The organism is Streptomyces sp. 1-11, assembly GCF_007176755.1.
Lineage (GTDB): Bacteria > Actinomycetota > Actinomycetes > Streptomycetales > Streptomycetaceae > Streptomyces.
Genome location: NZ_BJTV01000002.1, coordinates 411,514 through 433,569, shown reverse-complemented (window position 1 = coordinate 433,569; position 22,056 = coordinate 411,514). Strand labels below are relative to the sequence as shown.

At 72.8% G+C, this 22,056-nt stretch carries 23 protein-coding genes; 6 read left to right on the top strand and 17 right to left on the bottom strand.

What is annotated here, in order from left to right; translation table 11 throughout:
- Positions 1–29: 29 nt before the first annotated feature.
- The 8 genes from rocD to TNCT1_RS06230 form a co-directional block, all read right to left on the bottom strand.
- Entirely contained in the window at positions 30–1,247 is a 1,218-nt protein-coding gene (rocD, locus tag TNCT1_RS06265) for an ornithine--oxo-acid transaminase (RefSeq protein WP_143629129.1), read from the bottom strand.
- Positions 1,247–2,056 carry a dimethylargininase gene (gene ddaH, locus TNCT1_RS06260; RefSeq protein ID WP_143629127.1) on the bottom strand — a complete coding sequence of 270 codons (810 nt, stop codon included), beginning with the start codon at positions 2,054–2,056 and terminating at the stop codon, positions 1,247–1,249. Before ddaH ends, rocD begins: the two co-directional genes overlap by 1 nt.
- Before the next feature lie 164 nt (positions 2,057–2,220).
- A complete protein-coding gene (locus tag TNCT1_RS06255; RefSeq protein WP_143629125.1) occupies positions 2,221–2,706 on the bottom strand; it encodes an Lrp/AsnC family transcriptional regulator in 486 nt (161 codons plus the stop codon).
- Between the two features lie 35 nt (positions 2,707–2,741).
- On the bottom strand, positions 2,742–2,909 hold the full coding sequence (locus TNCT1_RS06250) for a hypothetical protein (RefSeq protein ID WP_143629123.1): 168 nt from the start codon (positions 2,907–2,909) through the stop codon (positions 2,742–2,744).
- Between the two features lie 71 nt (positions 2,910–2,980).
- Positions 2,981–3,931, bottom strand: a complete 951-nt coding sequence (locus TNCT1_RS06245; RefSeq protein ID WP_143629121.1) for a cytochrome c oxidase assembly protein — start codon at positions 3,929–3,931, stop codon at positions 2,981–2,983.
- Between the two features lie 104 nt (positions 3,932–4,035).
- Positions 4,036–5,061, bottom strand: a complete 1,026-nt coding sequence (locus tag TNCT1_RS06240) for a 6-phosphofructokinase (RefSeq protein ID WP_143629119.1) — start codon at positions 5,059–5,061, stop codon at positions 4,036–4,038.
- Between the two features lie 201 nt (positions 5,062–5,262).
- On the bottom strand, positions 5,263–5,991 hold the full coding sequence (locus TNCT1_RS06235) for a type 1 glutamine amidotransferase (RefSeq protein WP_143629117.1): 729 nt from the start codon (positions 5,989–5,991) through the stop codon (positions 5,263–5,265).
- 21 nt (positions 5,992–6,012) lie between these two features.
- Positions 6,013–7,251, bottom strand: a complete 1,239-nt coding sequence (locus TNCT1_RS06230; RefSeq protein ID WP_143629115.1) for a MurT ligase domain-containing protein — start codon at positions 7,249–7,251, stop codon at positions 6,013–6,015.
- Between the two features lie 150 nt (positions 7,252–7,401).
- Between TNCT1_RS06230 and def the strand changes: the two genes are divergently transcribed.
- A complete protein-coding gene (gene def, locus TNCT1_RS06225; protein ID WP_174266170.1) occupies positions 7,402–7,962 on the top strand; it encodes a peptide deformylase in 561 nt (186 codons plus the stop codon).
- An 82-nt stretch (positions 7,963–8,044) separates the two neighbouring features.
- Here the strand turns inward: def and TNCT1_RS06220 are convergent, their stop codons facing one another.
- Complete coding sequence (locus tag TNCT1_RS06220) at positions 8,045–8,689, bottom strand: TetR family transcriptional regulator (RefSeq protein ID WP_143629113.1); 645 nt, start codon at positions 8,687–8,689, stop codon at positions 8,045–8,047.
- 183 nt (positions 8,690–8,872) lie between these two features.
- Between TNCT1_RS06220 and TNCT1_RS06215 the strand changes: the two genes are divergently transcribed.
- On the top strand, positions 8,873–10,099 hold the full coding sequence (locus TNCT1_RS06215; protein WP_143629111.1) for an acyl-CoA dehydrogenase family protein: 1,227 nt from the start codon (positions 8,873–8,875) through the stop codon (positions 10,097–10,099).
- 97 nt (positions 10,100–10,196) lie between these two features.
- Here TNCT1_RS06215 and TNCT1_RS06210 read toward each other — a convergent pair whose 3' ends face one another.
- The 8 genes from TNCT1_RS06210 to TNCT1_RS06175 form a co-directional block, all read right to left on the bottom strand.
- Complete coding sequence (locus tag TNCT1_RS06210) at positions 10,197–10,787, bottom strand: cupin domain-containing protein (RefSeq protein WP_373920458.1); 591 nt, start codon at positions 10,785–10,787, stop codon at positions 10,197–10,199.
- Positions 10,788–10,794: 7 nt separating this feature from the next.
- On the bottom strand, positions 10,795–12,018 hold the full coding sequence (locus TNCT1_RS06205) for a cytochrome P450 (protein ID WP_143629109.1): 1,224 nt from the start codon (positions 12,016–12,018) through the stop codon (positions 10,795–10,797).
- Positions 12,015–13,079: a type III polyketide synthase gene (locus TNCT1_RS06200; protein WP_143629107.1), complete on the bottom strand. Its 1,065-nt coding sequence runs from the start codon at positions 13,077–13,079 to the stop codon at positions 12,015–12,017. The genes TNCT1_RS06205 and TNCT1_RS06200 overlap by 4 nt, the downstream gene beginning before the upstream one ends.
- Positions 13,080–13,237: 158 nt before the next feature.
- Positions 13,238–13,468, bottom strand: a complete 231-nt coding sequence (locus TNCT1_RS06195; RefSeq protein ID WP_043477773.1) for a DUF6213 family protein — start codon at positions 13,466–13,468, stop codon at positions 13,238–13,240.
- A gap of 25 nt (positions 13,469–13,493) precedes the next feature.
- Positions 13,494–14,879 (bottom strand): NADP-dependent succinic semialdehyde dehydrogenase, encoded by a 1,386-nt coding sequence (locus TNCT1_RS06190; RefSeq protein WP_143629105.1) that lies wholly within the window; start codon positions 14,877–14,879, stop codon positions 13,494–13,496.
- 75 nt (positions 14,880–14,954) lie between these two features.
- Complete coding sequence (locus TNCT1_RS06185; RefSeq protein WP_143629103.1) at positions 14,955–15,428, bottom strand: NUDIX domain-containing protein; 474 nt, start codon at positions 15,426–15,428, stop codon at positions 14,955–14,957.
- Positions 15,425–16,963, bottom strand: a complete 1,539-nt coding sequence (locus TNCT1_RS06180; RefSeq protein WP_143629101.1) for an ATP-dependent DNA ligase — start codon at positions 16,961–16,963, stop codon at positions 15,425–15,427. Before TNCT1_RS06180 ends, TNCT1_RS06185 begins: the two co-directional genes overlap by 4 nt.
- A 29-nt stretch (positions 16,964–16,992) precedes the next feature.
- Positions 16,993–17,937, bottom strand: a complete 945-nt coding sequence (locus TNCT1_RS06175; protein ID WP_143629098.1) for an NAD(P)/FAD-dependent oxidoreductase — start codon at positions 17,935–17,937, stop codon at positions 16,993–16,995.
- Positions 17,938–18,014: 77 nt separating this feature from the next.
- Between TNCT1_RS06175 and TNCT1_RS06170 the strand changes: the two genes are divergently transcribed.
- From TNCT1_RS06170 to TNCT1_RS06155, 4 genes are all read left to right on the top strand, one after another.
- Positions 18,015–18,632 (top strand): helix-turn-helix domain-containing protein, encoded by a 618-nt coding sequence (locus tag TNCT1_RS06170; RefSeq protein ID WP_143629096.1) that lies wholly within the window; start codon positions 18,015–18,017, stop codon positions 18,630–18,632.
- 87 nt (positions 18,633–18,719) lie between these two features.
- Positions 18,720–19,691 carry an NADPH:quinone oxidoreductase family protein gene (locus TNCT1_RS06165; RefSeq protein ID WP_143629094.1) on the top strand — a complete coding sequence of 324 codons (972 nt, stop codon included), beginning with the start codon at positions 18,720–18,722 and terminating at the stop codon, positions 19,689–19,691.
- Positions 19,688–20,869, top strand: coding sequence for an acyl-CoA dehydrogenase family protein (locus TNCT1_RS06160; RefSeq protein ID WP_143629092.1), 1,182 nt, complete (start codon positions 19,688–19,690; stop codon positions 20,867–20,869). The genes TNCT1_RS06165 and TNCT1_RS06160 overlap by 4 nt, the downstream gene beginning before the upstream one ends.
- On the top strand, positions 20,866–21,948 hold the full coding sequence (locus TNCT1_RS06155; RefSeq protein WP_143629090.1) for an acyl-CoA dehydrogenase family protein: 1,083 nt from the start codon (positions 20,866–20,868) through the stop codon (positions 21,946–21,948). Before TNCT1_RS06160 ends, TNCT1_RS06155 begins: the two co-directional genes overlap by 4 nt.
- Positions 21,949–22,056: the final 108 nt, after the last annotated feature.

Below are 22,056 nucleotides of genomic sequence, written 5' to 3'. Positions count from 1 at the left end.
GGCCGGCGCAGGTCCGGCCCCCCCGTCCCTCAGCCGAGCACCTTCTCCAGGGAGCCGAGCGCCGAACGCAGCTCCTCGGCCGTGACGGTCAGCGGGGGCGCCAGCCGGATGGTGGAGCCGTGGGTGTCCTTGACCAGGACGCCCTCCCGCATGAGCCGCTCGCTGATCTCACGGCCGGTGCCGATCGACGGGTCGACGTCGACGCCCGCCCACAGCCCGCGTGCCCGGAACCCGGTCACGCCCCGGCCGGTCAGCTCGGTCAGGCCGTCGCGCAGGACCAGGCCGAGCTCGGCCGCCCGGCGCTGGTACTCGCCCGTCTCCAGCAGCCCGACCACCGCCGTGCCGACCGCCGCGGCCAGCGGATTGCCGCCGAACGTGGAGCCGTGCTCACCCGGGTGCAGCACCCCCAGCACCTCGCGCCGGGCCAGCACCGCCGACACCGGCACGATGCCGCCGCCCAGCGCCTTGCCCAGCAGCAGCACGTCGGGGACGACGTCCTCGTGCTCGACGGCGAGGGTGCGGCCGGTGCGGCCGAGACCCGACTGGATCTCGTCCGCGACGAACAGGCAGCCCTTGCGGCGGGTCAGCTCACGGACACCGGTCAGATAGCCCTCGTCGGGGATGACGACCCCGGCCTCGCCCTGGATCGGCTCGATCAGCACCGCGGCCGTCGTCTCGTCGACGGCCGCCTCCAGCGCGGCCAGGTCGTTGTACGGCACGACCTTGAACCCAGGCGTGAAGGGGCCGAAGCCCGCACGGGCCGTCTCGTCCGTGGAGAAGCTGACGATGGTCGTCGTACGGCCGTGGAAGTTCTCGGCCGCCACCACGATCGTCGCCCGGTCGGCGGGGACGCCCTTGACGTCGTACGCCCACTTGCGGGCCACCTTGATGCCGCTCTCCACGGCCTCGGCGCCGGTGTTCATGGGCAGCACCATGTCGAGCCCGGTCAGCGCGGCGAGCCGCTCCGCGAACTCGGCCAGCCGGTCGTTGTGGAAGGCGCGGGAGGTCAGGGTCAGCCGGTCGAGCTGCCGGTGCGCGGCCTCGATCAGCTCCGGGTGCCGGTGACCGAAGTTGAGGGCCGAGTAGCCGGCCAGCATGTCGAGGTAGCGGCGCCCCTCGACGTCCTCCACCCAGGCGCCCTCGGCCCTGGCGACCACCACGGGCAGGGGGTGGTAGTTGTGCGCGAGGACCGGCTCCTCGGCCCGGATCAGGTCCTCGGACGTACGGGTGCGCGCGGGTGCGGTCATCAGCGGATCTCCTGGGTGCAGCACTTGATGCCACCGCCGGCCTTGTGGAACTCCGACAGGTCGACGGGGACGGGGACGTAGCCGTGGCCGGCCAGGCGCTCGGCCAGCGCCTCGGCCTTCGGGGCGATGAAGACGTGACGGCCGTCGGACACGGAGTTCAGGCCGAACGCCATCGCGTCGTCGCGGGTGGCGAGCACGGCGTCCGGGTAGAGGCGCCGCAGCACCTCCCGGCTGCCCGGCGAGAACGCCTCCGGGTAGTAGACGATGTTGTCGTCGTCCAGGACGAACAGCGCCGTGTCCAGGTGGTAGAAGTACGGATCGACCAGCGTCAGGCCGATCACGGGGTGGCCGAGGAACTCCTGGGCCTCGCGGTGGGCCTCGCGGGTGGTGCGGAAGCCGGTGCCGGCCAGCACGTACCGACCCGTCCACACCAGGTCGCCCTCGCCCTCGGTGACCGACTCGGGGCGGTGGACGTCGAACCCGGCCGCCTTGAACCAGGTGTCGTAGTGGACCGACTCGGGGCGCCGCTCCGGCGCGTGGAACAGGGAGCCGAAGACCCGGCCGCCGACCACGATCGCCGCGTTGGCGGAGAAGACCATGTCGGGCAGGCCCGGGACCGGTTCGACCGCGTCCACGGTGTGCCCGTGCGTGCGGTAGGCGCCGATCAGCGCCTGCCACTGCTCCCTGGCCAGGTCCACGTCGACCGGCCGGTCGGGATGCATCCACGGATTGATCGCGTACTGCACGGCGAAGTGTCTGGGTTCGCAGACGAGGAAGCGCCGAAGGCGCGGCACACGGCTCTCGGGCACAGAGGGTTCCCTCCGCTTTCCTGAGTGTCACTGAAGGATGACACCACGGTAGAAAGCGGCGGGAACGGACGACAAGAAACAAAGGCTGCGCGCTGGTGCAGCATCGCTGCGTCCACGGCCGCGCAGACGCAGCACCGTTGCGCCGAATCGGGTTTGCCGCGCGCCTAATCCGGCGCGGCCTGGGTCGCGCCCGCCTCGGGGCTCTCGGGGAGCAGATGGGAGAGCACCATCACGCTGATCGTCTTCCGGATGAAGGGCTCGGCGCGGATCCGCTCCAGCACCTCCTCGAAGTGCTCCACGTCCCGGGCCCGCACGTGCAGCAGCGCGTCCGCCCCGCCGGTCACCGTCATGGCCGCCGCGATCTCCGGGTGGTTGCGCACCACCTCCGCCAGCCGCCGCGGCGGGGCCGCGCCCTCGCAGTACACCTCGACGTACGCCTCCGTGCGCCAGCCCAGCGCGGAGGGTCGCACGGTCGCCGTGAACCCGGTGATCACCCCGGTCTCGCGCAGCCGGTCCACGCGCCGCTTGACCGCCGTGGACGACAGCCCGACCGCCGCGCCGATCTCGGCGAAGCTGGTCCTGGCGTTCGCCATCAGCGCGGTGATGATCTTGCGGTCGAGGTCGTCGAACGACGCGGCCCTGCTGTTCATGCGGGCACTGTAATCAGCCGCGTCCGCGGCCGGGCCTACGACTGGGTGACGACCATCGCGAGTGTCAGCAGTCCGAGGACCACCCAGCCGAACCACAGCCAGCCGTTGCTGCCGAGCGCGACCGTGTAAGCCGTGACGACGACGAGACCGCCGACGGTCATCGCCCCCATCGCTCTGGTGGAACCGTTCGTGGAACCGGGCATCGCGACACCCTCCTCATGGTCCGTCCACCACCATGGTGCCCCGGTTTCCGCCCGGAAGGCATAGCGCGTGCTCAGCCCTCGCGCGCGCGGAGGGAGGCCAGATAGGCGTTGTACGCCTCAAGCTCCTTGTCGCCGTCCCGGTCGGCGGCCCGGTCCTTGCGCCTGGCCTGCCGCTGCTCGGAGCGGTACCACTGGAACAGCAGGGCGATCAGCACCAGCACGGAAGGGATCTCGCTGAACGCCCAGGCGATGCCGCCGGCCGCGCTCTGGTCGGAGAGCGCGTCGATGCCCAGCGAGGCGGGCGGGTTCTGGAACGTCGCCACCATCGGGGTGGACCCCATCATCAGCGCGATGCCGAAGAAGGCGTGGAACGGCATGCCCGCGAACAGCTCCAGCATCCGCATCAGGTACCCCGGCCGGTGCGGTCCGGGGTCCACGCCGATGATCGGCCAGAAGAACACCACGCCCACGGCGAGGAAGTGCACCATCATCGCCACGTGCCCGGCCCGTGAGCCCATGAGGAAGTCGAACAGCGGCGTGAAGTACAGGGCGTACAGGCTCGCGATGAACAGCGGGATGGTGAACGCCGGGTGCGTGATCACCCGCATGTAGCGGCTGTGCAGCAGCATCAGCAGCAGCTCGCGCGGGCCCTTGCGGCCCCGGCCGGCGGCCGGCAGCGCGCGCAGCGCGAGGGTCACCGGGGCGCCCAGCAGGACCAGGATCGGCGAGAGCATGCTGATCACCATGTGCTGCACCATGTGCACGCTGAACATGACCATGCCGTAGTCGTTGAGCCTGGTGCACATCATCAGGGCGATGGTGAGGACACCGATGACGTACGACACGGTCCGGGCGGCCGGCCAGGAGTCCCCGCGCCGCCGCAGCCGCACGACACCCCATCCGTACAGGGCCAGGCCGGCCAGACAGGCGACGAGGAAGAACGGGTCCGCCGACCAGTGCAGCCCCCGCCCCAGCGTGAACGGCGGCAGGTCCATCGTCATGCCGTGGCCGCTGTGATCCATCCGCCGGCTCCTGATTCGTGGGGGTTGTACGCGTCTGTCCGCCCACAAGAGTAGAGCCGCCCCCGGTCAGCGCCGTGACCGGGGGCGGGTGGTTCCGGGGCGTACTACAAGACGCACTCCGCCTCGTCGTACCGCTCGACGGGCACCGTCTTCAGGGTCTCCACGGCCTCCGCCAGCGACACCATCACGATGTCGGTGCCGCGCAGCGCGGTCATCCGCCCGAACTCGCCCCGGTGCACGGCCTCCACCGCGTGCCATCCGAAGCGGGTGGCCAGCACTCGGTCGTACGCCGTCGGCGTGCCGCCGCGCTGCACGTGCCCGAGGATGACCGGCCGGGCCTCCTTGCCGAGCCGGTGCTCCAGCTCGACCGAGAGCTGCCGCGCGATGCCCGCGAAGCGCTCGTGGCCGTAGACGTCCTTGCCGCCCTCGTCGAACTCCATGGTGCCGGGGCGCGGCTTGGCGCCCTCCGCGGCGACCACGATGGCGAACCGCTTGCCCGCCTCGAACCGCGCGCCGACCTTCCGGGTCAGCTCGTCGATGTCGAAGGGCCGTTCCGGGACGACGATGGCGTGGGCGCCGGCCGCCATGCCCGAGTGCAGCGCGATCCAGCCGGTGTGACGGCCCATGACCTCGACGATCAGCACCCGCTGGTGGGACTCGGCGGTGGTCTTCAGCCGGTCCAGCGCCTCGGTGGCGACCCCGACCGCCGTGTCGAAGCCGAAGGTGACGTCCGTGACGGCGATGTCGTTGTCGATGGTCTTCGGCACGCCCACGATGGGCAGGCCGTTGTCCGACAGCAGGCGGGCCGCCTTCAGCGTGCCCTCACCGCCGATCGGGATGATCGCGTCCAGGCCGAGCTCCGCGACATGGCCCCTGGCCCGCTCGACACCGTCGCGCAGGTGCTCCGGACGGACCCGGGAGGAGCCGAGGATGGTGCCGCCGCGCGCCAGGATGCCGCCCACGGCGTCGAGGTCGAGCTTCGTGTAGTCGCATTCCAGGAGGCCCTTCCAGCCGTCCCGGAAACCGATGACCTCGTCGCCGTGGTCGGCCACGGCACGGTGCACGACGGACCGGATGACGGCGTTCAGGCCGGGGCAGTCGCCGCCGGACGTGAGGACACCAATGCGCATAGCCCGAAATACCTTCTCAACGTGGGCCGGGATACCGGACCACGTCGTCCGGCGGGTTCCCGGCCACCCTACCGGCGTGAGGGGGTGGCTCCGTAGCGGGCGTCCGCCTGCTGGACGCGCCCGCACATGTGAGCGGACGGGCCGTCAGGCGGGCCCGCGAGGAGCTTGCCGGAAAGCGCTGAGAGACCCCTGACGCGGGCCTTACGCGGGCGTCTGAGCGGCCGCGATGCGCTCGCCCCGCAGCGCCTCGTACCAGTGGTCGTCCACCGGCGGCAGCGCGTTGACGTCGAGCGCCAGCTTCAGCAGCAGGTCGGCGATCTGCGGGTTGCGGGCGAGCACCGGGCCGTGCATGTACGTGCCGAAGACGGTGCCGTTGTACGCGCCCTCGGTGCCGTCCCCGGTGCCGTTGCCCTTGCCGATCCGGGTCCGGGCGAAGGGGCGGGCGGCGGGGCCGAGGTGGGTGACGCCCTGGTGGTTCTCGAAACCCGTCAGCGGGGGCAGGCCGAGCTGCGGGTCGATGTCACCGAGGACGTCGCCGACGCACCGCTCGCCCTCGCCGCGCACCGACGTCACGTCGAGCAGGCCGAGGCCGGGCTCCCGCTGGCCGAGGTCGTTGATGAACTCGTGGCCGAGGATCTGGTAGCCGGCGCAGACCGAGAACACGATCGCGCCGTTCTCCACGGCCCGGTGCAGATGGCCGTCGCGGCGCAGCCGCTCGGCCGCGAGGCGCTGCGGCCGGTCCTCGCCGCCGCCGATCAGGTAGATGTCGCCGGACGTCGGGATCGGCTGGTCGCTGCGCACGTCCAGCCGGGCCACGTCCAGGCCGCGCTGGCGCGCCCGGCGCTCCACGACGAGCGCGTTGCCCTGGTCGCCGTAGGTGCTCAGCAGGTCCGGGTAGATCCACACCAGCCGCAGTTGGTTGTCGCTCATGAGGTGCTCGCCCTTCGAAGATCAGTTGCCGACGCGGCGGCGCAGGTCCTGGAACGCGGTGTAGTTCGCGATGACCTCGATACGGCCCGGCGGGGCGGCCTGGACGGCCTGGTCGAGGTTCTCGCACACCTGGAACTGCTGGTTCGCGACCTCGAGGCGGACCGCGAGGTCCAGCTTGCGGTCGCCGATCACGAAGATCGGGTGGCCGGTCAGCCGCGTGTAGTCCACGTCCCACAGCCAGGAGGTGTCGGTGCCGTCGGCTCCGCGCGCGTTCACGGACAGGATCACCGGGGTGGGCGGCGGGTCGATCAGGGAGAACGTCTCCAGCCAGCCGGCCGGGTTCTTGGCCAGCAGCAGCCTGAGGTCGCGGTTCATGAACTGGACGACGTCGTACCGGCCGGCCACGGCCTGCACCTGGTACATCCGCTCCAGGGCCACCTGCGGCGGCACGCCGAAGACGGCGGCGACGGCCGCGGAGCTGGCCGCGTTCGCCTTGTTGGCCCGGCCCGGAAGCTGCAGGTGGATCGGCCAGGCGGAGCCGTGCGGGTCGAGGACGTGGTCCCCGGACAGCGCCCAGCTCGGGGTGGGCCGCCGGAAGCCGCACTCGCCGCAGAACCAGTCGTCGCCCGGGCGCTGCATCACGCCGCCGCAGGACGGGCAGGACCAGGCGTCGTCCTTCCACATCTGGCCCGCCGCGACCCAGATCACATTGGGGGAGGAGGACGCGGCCCAGACCACCAGCGGGTCGTCGCAGTTGGCGACGACGACCGCCTTGGAGCCGGCCAGGCCCTCACGCCAGTTCTCCGCCAGCATGCGGGTCTCGGCGGCGCGGTCGAGCTGGTCCCGGGACAGGTTCAGCAGGGCGATGCACTTGGGTCCGGTGTCCCGGGCCACTCCGGCCAGGTACTTCTCGTCGACCTCGATGACGCCGAACTTCGCGTCCGAGCCGCCGGCCAGCGCCGAGGTGATGCCGGCGGGCATGTTGGCGCCGAGCGCGTTCGACACCACCGGCCCGGCGGCGCGCAGCGCCTCGGCGATCAGCCGGGTGGTCGTGGTCTTGCCGTTGGTGGCGGAGACCAGGATGACGTCCAGGTTCTGGGCGAGCCGTCCGAGAAGGTCGGGGTCGAGTTTCAGCGCGACCCGGCCACCGATCACCGACCCGCTGCCGCGTCCGGCGGCGCGCGATGCCGCAGCGACCGCCTTGCCCGCGGTCACGGCCAGCTTGGCCCGCGGCGAGAGCGGGTCCGAGTTGCCTGCCATCAGTTCTCGATCCTCCTTGCGTACGCGCCGCGCCTGGGGCCATCCGGCAGCGTGGTGTGGGCCTCAGCCTATCGAGATCCATTCGCACACCCGAATCGCGGCCCACGCCTCGCGGCGGGCATGGGCCGAACGAACCGTACCCTTGCCGCCATGCGACACCGCCCGATCCCGGGCGCCCACGGGCGCGTCCGGCCCCTTTCCTTGCTCGGGGACCCCGTTCTGTACGGGCCCTGCGCGGACGTCACCGACTTCGGCCCCGAACTCGCCGAACTCGTGGAGGACTTGTTCGCGACCATGTACGCGGCCCAGGGGGTGGGCCTGGCCGCGAACCAGATCGGGGTGCCTTTGCGGGTGTTCGTATACGACTGTCCCGACGACGAGGACGTCCGCCACCTCGGCCACGTGGTCAACCCGCGTCTGGTGGAGGCGGACGGCGTGGTGGTCCGGGGCCCCGAGGGCTGCCTGTCGCTGCCGGGCCTGGAGGCGGGGACGGAGCGGCACGACCACGCGGTGGTCGAGGGCTTCACGGCGGCCGGGGAGCCGGTCACCGTCCACGGCACCGGGTTCTTCGCCAGGTGCCTGCAGCACGAGTGCGACCACCTGGCGGGCACGGTCTACGCCGACCGCGTGGCGGGCCTGCGCGGACGCCGGCTGCGGCGGCGGATCGAACGGGCTCCCTGGCGCCGGGCGGGCGGCCGCGCAGAGGGCTAGGGCCCGCGGCGAGGTGCGGTGCGGTGCGGTGCCAGGCGTCGCCGGGCCCGGCGGGGATCGTCGGGCAGGCCCTGGGGCCCGGTCAGAACCCCGGGCCGCCGACCCGGTCGCCGGCCGCGGCGAGGCGGCCCCACAGCAGGTCGGCGAGCGAGCGGACCAACTCCGCCCGGGAGCAGGGCCGTTCGCCGAGCCACCAGTCGCCGGCCGCGTGCATCATCCCGACGATCCCGTGTCCCCAGACCCGGGCGAGCTGCTGGCTGCCCGGGCCGAGGTCCAGCCGGTCCTCGATCACCTGGGCCAGCTCCTCGCCCATCCGGCGAAGCAGCGGAGCGCTGTGCTTGCCGACGTCGAACCCGTGGTCGCCGCCGGTGCTGCCCTCCGCCGGGTGCATGAGGAACCGGTACACCTGGGGCCGGGCCTCGATCGCCGCGAGATAGGTGTCGAGGGTGGACTCCACCCGCTCGCGCCGGTCGGCGGGCGCGTCGAGGGCGGCGCGCAGCGAGTCCAGCAGCGCGTCGGTGTGCCGCTTGGCCAGGGCGGCGTAGAGGCCGCCCTTGTCGCCGAAGTGGCGGTAGAGGATCGGCTTGGTGATGCCGGCCTCCGCGGCGATCGCGTTCATCGACGCCTGCGGGCCGTCGCGCAGCACCACCCGGTCGGCGGCCTCCAGCAGCTCGCGCCGTCGGCGGTCGGCGGACCGCTGCTGATCGGTCCGCTGCGTGGTGTCCATGTGCTCTCCCCACCCGTGCTGATTCGGTGACGCCTGCGCAAACTAACACTGCCCGGGCCCGTGACATCGAACGGGATGCCGAGGCGCCCGGAGGAGTTGACTTTTCCTACTGGTCGGTAACACACTCGCGTTACCGCTAGTAACATCGCTGGTAGGACCGCACGTACCGCCGCTGGAGGGGACATGGCCGAGTTCACCATGGAGCTCAACGACGAACAGAAGGAGGTCAGGGAGTGGCTGCACGGCTTCGCGGCCGACGTCATCCGCCCCGCGGCCGCCGAATGGGACGAGCGTGAGGAGACTCCCTGGCCGGTCATCCAGGAGGCCGCGAAGGTCGGCATCTACTCCCTCGACTTCTACGCGCAGCAGTATTTCGACCCCACCGGCCTCGGCATCCCGATGGCCATGGAGGAGCTGTTCTGGGGCGACGCGGGCATCGCCCTGTCCATTGTGGGCACCGGTCTGGCCGCCGTGGGCGTTCTCGCCAACGGAACCGACGAGCAGATCGGCACCTGGATCCCGCAGATGTACGGCGACCAGAACGACGTGAAGGTCGCCGCCTTCTGCTCCTCCGAGCCGGACGCCGGCTCCGACGTGGCCTCCATGCGCACGCGCGCGGTGTACGACGAGGCCAAGGACGAGTGGGTGATCAACGGCACCAAGACCTGGGCGACCAACGGCGGCATCGCCAACGTCCACGTCGTCGTCGCCGTCGTCGACCCGGACCTCGGCTCCAAGGGCCACGCCTCCTTCATCGTCCCGCCCGGCACCCCGGGGCTCACCCAGGGCCAGAAGTTCAAGAAGCACGGCATCCGCGCCTCGCACACCGCCGAGGTCGTGCTCGACGGCGTCCGGGTCCCCGGCTCCTGCCTGCTCGGCGGCAAGGAGAAGCTGGACGAGCGGCTCGCCCGGGCCCGGGAGCGGGCGAAGACGGGCGGTGAGCGGGTGAAGAACGCGGCCATGGCCACCTTCGAGGCCTCGCGGCCCGCCGTGGGCGCGATGGCGGTCGGCACCGCCCGCGCCGCGTACGAGGTCGCCCTCGACTACGCGAAGACCCGCGAGCAGTTCGGCCGGCCCATCATCGACAACCAGGGCGTGGCCTTCCAGCTCGCGGACATGCGGACGCAGATCGACGCCGCGCGGCTGCTGGTGTGGCGGGCGTCCTGGATGGCCGTCAACGGCAAGCCGTTCACGGCGGCCGAGGGCTCCATGTCCAAGCTGTTCGCCAGTGAGACCGCGAAGAAGGTGAGCGCGCAGGCCGTCCAGATCCTGGGCGGCAACGGCTACACCCGCGAGTACCCGGTGGAGCGCATGCACCGCGACAGCGCGATCTACACCATCTTCGAGGGCACGAGCGAGATCCAGCGCCTGGTCATCGCCCGCACCCTCTCCGGGATGCCGATCCGGTAGCGCCGGGGCCGGCCCGGACGCCGGCCCGGCAGCGGTGCGGGGCGCGGGGCCTTACCGGCACCCGCGCCCCGCGCCGTACGCCGGCGGTGTCCTGCGGTCACCTGTGCCGCAGTGGTGTGAGCTGCTCGATGTCGTAGCGCCGGCGGAGCCGCTCGATGGCCTCGCGGTCCGGCGGTCCGCCGTCGCCGAGGATCTCCAGCAGCTCCTCGAAGTAGCGCTCGTGGTCCGGCGGCGGGGACGCCTGGAAGAACATCCTCGCCGGCGTGTCCGTCGGATTGGCGAACGCGTGGGGGCAGCCGGGCGGTACGACGATGACCGTGCCCGGCGTCGCCCGGACCACGCGGCTGCCCGAACTCGACTCCCAGCGCTGCCAGTTGTCGGGGGTGCGGATGCGCGGCTCGAAGGCCAGCACGTCCAGTTCGCCCTCGAGGACGTAGAACAGCTCCTCGCTGCGCGTGTGCACGTGGGCGCCGACGTCGAACCCCGGCGGGACCTCCACCTCGAAGGTGGAGGCCGTCCGCGAGTGGGTGCCGGTGACCTTGAACGTCACCCGCTGGGCCGGTGTCTCGACGACCCGGCCGTGGCCCGGCGGCACCAGCAGGCCCTCGGCCGGCGGATCCGCCTGGGCCGGCGCGCCGTCCCGCGCCGCGGGCCCTTCGGGTACCGCCAGCCCCTCCGTCGTGGTCATCGGCCGCTCACCACCTCACCGGCAGGGCCGCGGGCCCGCGGATCAACGCGCCCTTGCGGAAGGGCACCTGGGCCGGGGCCACGGCCAGCCGGAGACCCGGCACCCGGTCCAGCAGGGCGTCCACCAGCAGCTCCGACTCCAGCCTGGCCAGCATGCCGCCGGGGCAGTAGTGCGGGCCGAAGCCGAACGCCACGTGCGGGTTGGGACTGCGGGTGACGTCGATGGCCTCCGGGTCGGGGAAGACCTCCGGGTCGCGGTTGGCGGCCAGGTAGGACACGTAGACCGCGTCCCCGGCCCGGATGCGGACGCCGTGGACCTCCACGTCCTCCAGGGCGATCCGGGACAGCCCGACGGCGTTGCGGTGCGGGATGAAGCGCAGCAGCTCGTCGATCGCCCTCGGCCTGATCCCGGGGTCCGAGCGCAGCCGCTCGGCCAGTTCGGGGCGGGTCAGCAGCAGGTAGAACATCTGCCCGCTGTTGTTGGTGACCGCCTCGCCGCCGATCTGGAGCAGGACGGCGAGGCCCACGGCCTCCTCCAGGCTGACCTCCTGCCGGCCCAGGGCGGCGCCGAGCAGGGAGGTCACGTCCTCGCCGGTGCTGTTCTCGCGCAGCGCGATGAGATCGGAGAAGTAGTCGCTCATCTCGCGCTTGGCCTTCTCGCTGAGCTCCTTGCCGTGCGCGGAGGACAGGATCAGCTGGGTCCAGCCGTGCATGCTGTGCCGGTCGGCGGCCGGCACGCCCATCAGCTCGCAGATCACCGCGATCGGGAACGGGCTGAGCACCGCGCTGGTGAGGTCGGCGGGCGGCCCGTCCTGGAGCAGCTCGTCCACCAGCTCGTCCAGCACGGCGCGCGCCCTGTGGCGGACCCGCTCCACGCCCTTGGCGGTGAACGCGGCGGCCACCGCGCGGCGCAGCCGGGTGTGGTCGGGCGGGTCGAGGAAGCCGACCGCGCCCCGGTCCGGGATGAAGTGCGGGGCGAGCCGGGTGACCTGCTTGTCCATGACGGCCTCACGGCCGAAGCGCGGGTCGTTGGCCACCATGCGCACGTCGTCGTACCGGGTGACCAGCCAGGCCCAGCCCTCGCCGTTGGCGAGCTGGATGCGGGTGACCGGGCCCTCGGCCATGAGGTCGGCCAGCACCGGGTCGAAGTCCGTCCCGGCGAGGTCGGCCGCCGGCCAGTGCCGGACCGGGGGCATGGGCAGTGGCTCGGTGAGGGTCTCTTCGATCGTCATCGTGTCTTCTCGCCGTCCTGGACCCAGCGGCCCACGGTCATCTCGGCGGTGATGCCGGGCCCGAACCCGGCCAGCAGCCCGCGCGCCCGGTGCTCGGCACCGCCCTCGTCGAAGAGCCGGCGCAGCGCGTCGAGGACGACGGCGCTGGCGATGTTGCCGTACTCGGTGAGCGTCGACCGGCTGAACCGGAACGCGTGCGGGTCGACCTTCAGGAACTTGCTGAGGTCGTCGAGTATTCGGGGCCCGCCCGCGTGGATGATGTAGAAGTCCAGGTCGGACGCGTCCCAGCCGTGGTTGCCCGCGAGGTCCTGGAGCGCCGGGGCGAGCGGCTCCATGGTGGTCGGCACCCGCTTGTCCAGCAGGAAGTGGAAGCCGGTCGCCCGGACGTCGTAGGCGATCCAGTCCTCGGTCTTCGGGATCAGGTACGAGCCGTTGCGCTCGAGCTGGACGCCCGTGCCGCCGCGGCCCCGCACCACGGCGGCGGCGATGCCGTCGCCGAACAGGCCGTTGGACAGCAGCGAGCCGACGCCCAGGTCGGTGGGCTGGTAGCACAGCGAGCAGAACTCGCAGGCCACGATGAGGGCGTTGGCCTCGGGGTAGGCCGAACAGAAGTCGTGGGCCCGGTTGACGGCCGCGCCGCCGGCCGCGCAGCCGAGCTGGGCGATGGGGAGCTGCCGGGTGTTGCTCGGGAAGTCCATCTCGTTGATCAGCCACGCGGTGAGCGAGGGCATCATGAAGCCCGTGCACGACACGTAGATGATGACATCGATGTCGTCCGTCAGGAGCTCGGCGTCGTCGAGCGCCCGCTGGATCACCGCGGGGACGCGGGCCTTGGCCTCCGCCTCGTAGAGCTTGTTGCGGTCCTCGAACCCCGGGTGCTTCAGGGTTTCCTCGATGGGCTGCACGATGTGCCGGGTGCGGACGCCCGTGTTCTCGATCAGCCGGAGGGCCAGCGGGAGCTGGGGGTGGTCCGCGTGGTGCAGGCGCGCCAGCTCCAGCGTCTCCTCCATCGTGATCACATGCTCTGGTACGGACACCGAGGGTCTGCACAAAGTCGCCATGAGCCGTCCCTGCTTTCGCCGTCCGGCAGGCCTTCGCCCGCCGGTCAGAAAGGTGGTCCACCCAGGTTCACCCGACGGGGCGACGATCTCGCGCCGGACTACTCCGAACCGGTGACAAGGGGTCAGGGACGGCCACGCTGCGAAACCCCTCGCGAGGGCTACGGCGCCCCGCTGCTGTGGGCGATGCACGCCACGTCGATGCGGTCCGCGAGCTTCGCCAGTTCGATGGTCAGGGCGGCCACCGTGTCCTCGTCGAGCTGCTCCCCGGCCTCGACGAGATGCAGCCACCGCCCGCCCACGGTCCGCAACAACTTGCTGACGTCGGCCGCTGCCACCTGCAAGGTACCGCGGTCGTCGACGATCAGAGGCAGGGTCACTTCGCGGTTCACAATCGGGATGGTAGCCGCGCGGTCCTCACGCACCCTGCCAAACCGTGGTGATGTTGCAGAACTCCCGGATTCCGTGCCCGGACAGCTCACGTCCGTACCCAGAGCGCTTCACCCCGCCGAACGGGAACGCCGGGTGCGAGGCCGTCATCCCGTTCACGTACACGGCGCCCGCCTCCAGGTCCCGGGCGAACCGCTCCACCTCGTCGTCGTCGCGGGTCCACACGTTGGAACTCAGGCCGAACGGCGAGTCGTTGGCGATGAGCACCGCCTCGTCCAGGTCGCCGGCCCGGTACAGCGTGGCGACCGGCCCGAAGGCCTCCTCGCGGTGGATGCGCATCTCCCGGGTGATGCCCGCCAGCACGGTCGGCGGGTAGTACCAGCCCGGCCCGTCCGGACGCTCGCCGCCGCAGAGCACCTGGGCCCCGCCCCGCCGGGCGTCGTCGACCAGCTCCTCCAGGTCCTTGCGCCCCTGCTCGCTGGCGAGCGGCCCGACCTCCGTCTCCTCCTCCAGCGGGTCGCCCGTCCGCAGCGCCCGCATGCCCGCGACGAACCTCTCCGCGAAGGCGTCGTACACGTCGGTGTGGACGATGAACCGCTTGGCCGCGATGCACGACTGCCCGTTGTTCTGGACCCGTGCGGTCACCGCCACCCGGGCCGCGTGGTCGAGGTCGGCGGAGGGCATGACGACGTACGGGTCGCTGCCGCCGAGCTCCAGCACCGTCTTCTTGATCATCTCGCCGGCGGTGGAGGCCACGGCCCGCCCGGCCGGTTCGCTGCCGGTCAGCGTCGCGGCCTTGACCCGCTCGTCACGCAGTACGTCGTCCACCGCCGCCGAGCCGATCAGCAGGGTCTGGAAGCAGCCCTCCGTGAAGCCCGCCCGGTGGAACAGGTCCTCCAGGTACAGCGCCGTCTGCGGGACGTTCGAGGCGTGCTTGAGCAGACCCACGTTGCCGGCCATCAGCGCGGGCGCGGCGAACCGGATCACCTGCCACAGGGGGAAGTTCCAGGGCATCACGGCGAGGACGGGACCGAGCGGCCGGTAGCGGACCCGGACCCGGGAGGCACCGGAGTCCCGCACGTCCCGCTCCGACGGCTCCTCGTCGGCCAGCAGGCCCTCGGCGCGGTCGGCGTACCAGCGCATCGCCTTGGCGCACTTGGCGGCCTCCGCGCGGGCCTGCTTGACCGGCTTGCCCATCTCCGTGGTCATGACCCGGCCGATCTCATCCTGGTCCTCGTCCAGCAGGTCGGCGGCCCTGTTCATCATCCGCGCGCGTTCGGCGAACGTGCTCGTCCGGTACGTGCGGAACGTGGCCTCGGCGAGCTGGAGCCGGCGTTCCAGCTCCTCCTCGCCCATGGCCTCGTACGTCTTGAGCGTCTCGCCGTTCGCCGGGTTCACCGTCGCGATGGGCATGGCTGACCTCCCTGGGAGCGGGCTTGCTTCGACCTTCGCGCGCGACACCGCCCGTCGCAACGCGTACGCCGCTGTTCAGTCCGAGTGCTCCGCCAGCCGGTCGAGAAACGCCGTCTGCGCCGAGATGATCACCTCGCGGGCCCGGTCCAGACCGAACCACGCGACCCGGTCCAGCTCCGGGAACTCCTGGGTGCGGCCGGACCTCGGCGGCCACTCCATCGTGAAGGTGCCCGGCCGGATCGTCCCCGGGTCCAGGTCCGCCTCCACCGCCCAGGCCGTGACGACCTTGCCGCCCCGCTGCGCGACCTCGCCCAGCGGCACGGCCTCCCCCTCGGGCGGCGCCAGCCCCAGCTCCTCCCGGAACTCCCGCCGCGCCGCCTCCCAGGCGGGCTCCGCGGCGTCGTACTCGCCCTTGGGCACGGTCCACGCCCCCGCGTCCTTCTTCGCGAAGAACGGCCCGCCCATGTGGCCGAGCAGCACCTGCAGCCCGTCGTCGGCGCGCCGGAACAGCAGCAGTCCGGCACTGCGCCTGGTCGCCCTGACCGTCATGGCGCGACCTCCGGGTGGGCCGCCAGCAGGGCCTCGACGGTGTCGGCCTCCTCGGGCCGCTTGTCCTCGCGGTAGCGGATCACGCGGGCGAAGCGCAGGGTGACGCCGGCCGGGTAGCGGGAGGAGCGCTGCAGGCCGTCGTAGGCGATCTCCACGACGAGTTCGGGGCGCACCCTGACCCCCCAGCCGCCGTCCTCGACGGCCAGTTCCCGCAGCCGCTCCGTCTGCCAGGCGAGCATCGCGTCGGTCATGCCCTTGAAGGTCTTGCCGAGCATCGCGAAGCCGCCGTCCGCCGTCCGGGCGCCGAGGTGGAGGTTGGAGAGCCTGCCGGTGCGGCGGCCGTGGCCCCACTCGGCGGCCAGCACCACCAGGTCGAGGGTGTGCACCGGCTTGACCTTCAGCCAGGACGCGCCGCGCCGGCCCGCGCTGTAGGCGGCGTCCAGCGCCTTGACCACCACGCCCTCGTGGCCGCGGGCGAGCGTGTCCGCGAGGAACCGCTCCGCGGCGTCGGCCTCCGCCGGTCCGGACACCACGGTCCGGCGCACCCGCATGGGCTCGGGGACCAGCCGGGCCAGCTCGGCGTGCCGTTCCGCGAACGGCAGATCCAGCAGGTCGCGTCCGTCGACGGACAGGGCGTCGAAGAAGACCGGGGAGACCGGGACCTCGCCGGCCGCCCGCGCCACGTCCGTGCGGGAGCCGACCCGGCCGGCCGTCTCCTGGAAGGAACGGGGCCGTCCGTCCGCGCCGAAGGAGATCACCTCGCCGTCCAGGATGAACCGCTCGCCCGCGAGGCCGAGCGCGGCGGCGGTCACCTCGGGCAGCCGGTCGGTGATGTCGTCCAGGGTGCGGGTGTGGATCCGCACGGCGTCGCCGTCGCGGTGGACCTGGACGCGGATGCCGTCCAGCTTCTCCTCCACCGCGCACGCGCCCAGCTTCTCCACCGCCTCGGCGACCGAGGAGGCGCTGTGCGCGAGCATCGGGTGCACCGGCCGGCCGACGGTCAGCCGGAACCGCTCCAGCGAACCGGGCCCCTCGGCGAGCAGCGCCTGCGCGACCGTCTGCAGCGATCCGGCGAGCATCACCGCCCGCCGGACGTCCGCCGGGTCCGCGCCGGTCGCCCGGGCGAGCCCCTCCACCGCCACCGCGTCCAGCGCGCCCTGCCGCACCTCGCCGGTGAGCAGGCCGCGCAGGAACCGCTGCTCGGCCTCGGTGGCCGCGCCCATCAGCTCGCCGACGAGCCGGGCCCGTTCCGTCTGGGAGCCGGGCCCGGACACCTTGCCCAGCTCGCCGAGCCGGGCGTCGACCTCGCGCACCGTGAGGGACGGTCCGGCGGCCGGCGGGACCGGACGGCTCAGCACCTTCCAGCCGACGCCGAGCCGGCCCTGCGGGATCCGCCCGGCCAGGTACGGGATGACGATCGGCACGTCGTCCGCCTCCGCCTCCCGGAACAGCTCCGCGAGCAGGGCGGTCTTGCGGGACCTGGCCGCCGTCGCGGCGACCTCCCCGGACACCTCGGCCAGCCGGGACAGCAGCATGCAGTCATGGTGCACCGCGAAAGCGGGGTCTACACCTGCGCGCCGGCGTCCAGGTCGGCGAAGAGCAGTTCCCCGTTGATCGCGGCCCCGGCCCGGTAGCCACGGCTGGCCGCGTTCACCACCTGCTCGGCGAAGCCGCTCGCGTTGCCCGCCGCCCACAGCCCGGGCACGCTCGTCGAGCCCCGCTCGTCGGTCACCGGATAGCTGCCGAACGGCGTCTCCCGCAGCGCGGCACCCAGCCGCACGAACAGCCCGTTCCGCGGGACGGCGCGCGGGGCGACGTAGAGCACCTCGCGCTCGTGGACCGCGCCCCGCCCGGGCGCCCCGCCGGTGAGCCGGACGCCGGTCAGGCGGTCGTCCTCGGCCAGCACCTCGGCCACCTCACCGGGCACGACCTCGACCCCGGCCGTGACCAGCCGGCGCCGGTCGTCGTCCGTCAGCTCCGCCTCCGGCACCTGGTGCAGGAAGAGCCGCACGTCCTTGGACCACTGGGTGACCATCAGCGCCTGGTGCACGCTGAGCGCGCTGGTGGCGAGCACACCGGTCGCCCGGTCGCGGACCTCCCAGCCGTGGCAGTACGGGCAGTGGACGACGTCCCGGCCGAACCGTTCGGCGAGGCCCGGGACCGGCGGGAGCTCGTCCTTCAGCCCGGTCGCGACGACCAGGTGCCGGGCCAGGACGGCGCCGCCACCTGCCAGCCGCACGGTGAAGTCACCGTCCCGCGTCGCGTCCACCACCCGGTCCCGGACCAGCTCCACGCCGTACCGGGCGATCTCCTCGCGGCCGGCCGCCAGGAACTCCGCCGGGGACATCCCGTCCCGGGACAGATAGCCCTGCATGTGCGCGGACGGCGCGTTGCGCGGCTCGCCGGCGTCGACGACCAGCGTGCGCCGCCGGGCCCGGCCCAGCACCAGTGCCGCGGACAGCCCGGCCGCGCCGCCGCCGACCACGACGGCCTCGTACCTCTCGGTCATGTGACCACCTCCGCCGCCGACGGTCGCGCGGCGGGTGCCGCATTGACAAACGTCTTTGCCGATCCTGCAATGAGGACATGAACGGCGAACACGGCGAGGCCGCCGGCGGCGACGCGGGCCCCGAGGACACCGACGGCGTGCTGGCGGGCGTGGGACCCAGGCTGCGGCGGATCCGCAAGGACCGGGGGGTGACCCTGGCGGCGCTGTCCGGAGCCACCGGCATCTCCGTCAGCACCCTGTCCCGGTTGGAGTCCGGCCTGCGCCGGCCCAGTCTCGAGCTGCTGCTGCCCATCGCCCGGGCCCACCGCGTGGCGCTGGACGAACTGGTCGGCGCCCCGCCGGTCGGCGACCCCGTGGTGCGGGCGAAGCCCGTCGAGCGCAACGGCCAGGTCTTCTGGCCGCTGACCCGTCGGCCCGGCGGACTGCAGGCCTTCAAGATCCTGGAACCGCAGCGCCGGCAGGAGCCCGACCAGCGCACCCACGAGGGCTACGAGTGGCTGTACGTGCTCTCGGGGCGGCTGCGGCTGGTGCTCGGCGAACACGACGTGGTGCTCTCGGCCGGGGAGGCGGCGGAGTTCGACACCAGGGTCCCGCACTGGTTCGGCTCGACGGGGGAGGGGCCGGTGGAGTTCCTGAGCCTGTTCGGGCCGCAGGGCGAGCGGATGCACGTACGGGCCAGGCCCGCCCGCAAGTGACGCGGCCCGCTGTTCCCTGATCGGCAAGCGACCGCTTAGTATGCCGTCGGAACCCGGTCAGACGAAGCAGTCCCGTGGAGGCCCCGCATGCAGGCATGGCAAGTGCACGAGAACGGTGAGCCGCGCGAGGTGATGCGCCTGGCGGAGGTGGAGCCGCCCACGCCCGGTGACGGCCAGGTGCTGCTGCGCGTGCGTGCCGCCAACATCAACTTCCCGGACGCCCTGCTCTGCCGGGGCCAGTACCAGGTGCGGCCCCCGCTGCCGTTCACGCCCGGTGTGGAGATCTGCGCCGAGACCGAGGACGGCCGCCGGGTGATCGCCAACCCCGCGCTGCCGCACGGAGGTTTCGCCGAGTACGCCCTCGCCGACGCCCGCGCGCTGCTGCCCGCGCCCGACTCGCTGGACGACGCCGAGGCCGCCGCGCTGCACATCGGCTACCAGACCGGCTGGTTCGGCCTGCACCGCCGGGCCCGCCTGGAGGCGGGGGAGACCCTGCTGGTGCACGCCGCCGCCGGTGGGGTCGGCAGCGCGGCCGTGCAGCTCGGCAAGGCCGCCGGAGCCACCGTGATCGGCGTGGTCGGCGGCGCGGAGAAGGCCGCCGTCGCCCGGGAACTGGGCTGTGACGTGGTCGTCGACCGGCGCGCCGAGGACGTGGTCGCGGCCGTGAAGGAGGCCACCGGCGGCCGGGGCGCCGACGTGATCTACGACCCCGTCGGCGGCGCCGCCTACGCCCAGTCCGCCAAGCTCGTCGCCTTCGAGGGACGGATCGTGGTCGTCGGCTTCGCCAGCGGCACCATCCCGAGCCCCGCCCTCAACCACGCCCTGGTGAAGAACTACGCGATCCTCGGCCTGCACTGGGGCCTGTACAACACCAAGAACCCCGCGCTGGTCCTGCACTGCCACGAGCGGCTCACCGAACTGGCCGCGCAGGGCGCGATCAAGCCGCTGGTCAGCGAGCGGGTGCCGCTGGACGGCGCCGCCGACGCCGTGCAGCGGGTCGCCGACGGGGTGACCACCGGCCGGGTGGCCGTGGTCCTGGGCAAGGGAGCCGCCGCATGACCGACGCAGCGGAACTGCGCCGTCGCGCACAGGAGTTCCTGGCCGCGCACCCGCCTGCCGGCACCGGCCGCCTGGAGTTCCTGCGGGCCCGGTTCGACGCGGGGCTGGCCTGGGTGCACTTCCCGCAGGGCCTCGGCGGACTGGACGCCCCGCGCTCCCTGCAGGCCGTGGTGGACGCCGAACTGGAGGCCGCCGGCGCCCCCGACAACGACCCCCGGCGCATCGGCATCGGCCTCGGCATGGCCGCGCCGACGATCCTGAAGTACGGCACGCAGGAGCAGAAGCAGCGCTTCCTGCGGCCCCTGTGGACCGGCGAGGAGGTCTGGTGCCAGCTCTTCAGCGAGCCCGGCGCCGGCTCCGACCTGGCCGCGCTCGGCACCCGGGCCGTACGGGAGGGCGACGAGTGGGTGGTCAACGGGCAGAAGGTGTGGACCTCCAGCGCCCACCTCGCCCGCTGGGCCATCCTCATCGCCCGCACCGACCCGGACGTGCCCAAGCACCGGGGCATCACCTACTTCCTCTGCGACATGACCGACCCGGGCGTCGAGGTGCGGCCGCTGCGCCAGATCACCGGCGAGGCCGAGTTCAACGAGGTCTTCCTGACGGACGTCCGCATCCCCGACAGCCGCCGCCTCGGTGAGACCGGCGACGGCTGGCGGGTCGCGCAGACCACGCTGAACAACGAGCGCGTCGCCATCGGCGGCATGCGGCTGCCCCGCGAGGGCGGCATGATCGGCCCGGTGTCGAAGACCTGGCGCGAGCGGCCCGAGCTGCGCACCCACGACCTGCACCAGCGGCTGCTGAAGCTCTGGGTCGAGGCCGAGGTCGCCCGGCTCACCGGCGAACGCCTGCGCCAGCAGCTCGTCGCGGGCCAGCCCGGCCCGGAGGGCGCCGGTATGAAGCTCGCCTTCGCCCGCCTCAACCAGGAGATCAGCGGCCTGGAGGTCGAACTCCGCGGCGAGGAGGGGCTGCTGTACGACGACTGGACCATGCGCCGTCCGGAACTGGTGGACTTCACCGGCCGCGACGCCGGCTACCGCTACCTGCGCTCCAAGGGCAACAGCATCGAGGGCGGGACCAGCGAGGTCCTGCTGAACATCGTCGCCGAGCGCGTGCTGGGCCTGCCAGCCGAGCCGCGCACCGACAAGGACGTCGCATGGAAGGACCTGGCCCGATGAGCACCCAGCCGGATCTCCTCTACTCCGAGGAGGAGGAGGCGCTGCGCTCCGCCGTCCGCGACCTGCTCACGGACCACTGCGACGCGGCCGGTGTGATAGCCCGCACCGAGTCCGACACCCCGCACGACCTCGCGCTGTGGAAGTCGCTCGCCGACGGCATGGGCCTGGCCGGGCTGCTGGTGCCCGAGGAGCTGGGCGGCCAGGGCGCCGGCCACCGCGAGGCCGCCGTCGTCCTGGAGGAGCTGGGGCGCGCCGTCGCCCCGGTGCCGTACCTGACCAGCGCGGTCGTGGCCACCGAGGCCCTGCTGGCCTGCGGCGACGAGGAACTGCTGGGCCGCCTCGCCTCCGGCCGGACCATCGGCGTCCTCGCGGTGGGCCTGCACACGGCACCGGGGGCCGGCCACCGCACCGCACGGCTGGCGGACGGCTCGCTGCACGGTGAGCTGACCGGCGTGGCGGACGCCGCCGCCGCCGACGTGCTGCTCGTCCCGGCCGACGACGGCGGGCTGTACGCCGTGGCTGCCGAGGCGGCCACCGTCACCCCGCAGGTCTCCTTCGACCTGACCCGCCCGCTCGCCACCGTCACCCTCGACGCGGCGCCCGCCCGCCGCCTGGGCGACGCGGAACCCGCAGTACGGCGGGCCCTGCGGGCCGGCGCCGGCCTGCTCGCCTCCGAGCAACTCGGGGTCGCCGACTGGGCGTTGACCGAGACCGTGCGGTACCTGAAGGAGCGCAAGCAGTTCAACCGGCCGGTCGGCGGCTTCCAGGCGCTCAAGCACCGGCTCGCCCAGTCGTGGCTCGAGATCGTCAGCCTGCGCGCCGCCGCCCGCGCCGCCGCCGACGCCCTCACGAGCGGCGCGGACACCGACGTCACGGTGACCGTCGCACAGGCGTACGCCGCCCCGGTGGCCGTACGCGCCACCGAGGAGGCGGTGCAGTTGCACGGCGGGATCGGAATGACCTGGGAGCATCCCGCGCACCTGCACCTCAAGCGGGCCAAGGCCGACTCGATCGCCTACGGCACCGCGGGCGCCCACCGGGAGGCGCTGGCCGCTCTGGTCGACCTCCAGGCGCCCTGACGGCCGGCCCGGCCCGCGGACGCCCCGCGGGCGCGGCCCCTCTCCGCGGCCGGCCATCCCGGCGCCGACCGCCTCGCCGGCCCGGAAGGGCCCTCCCGGGCGTACACC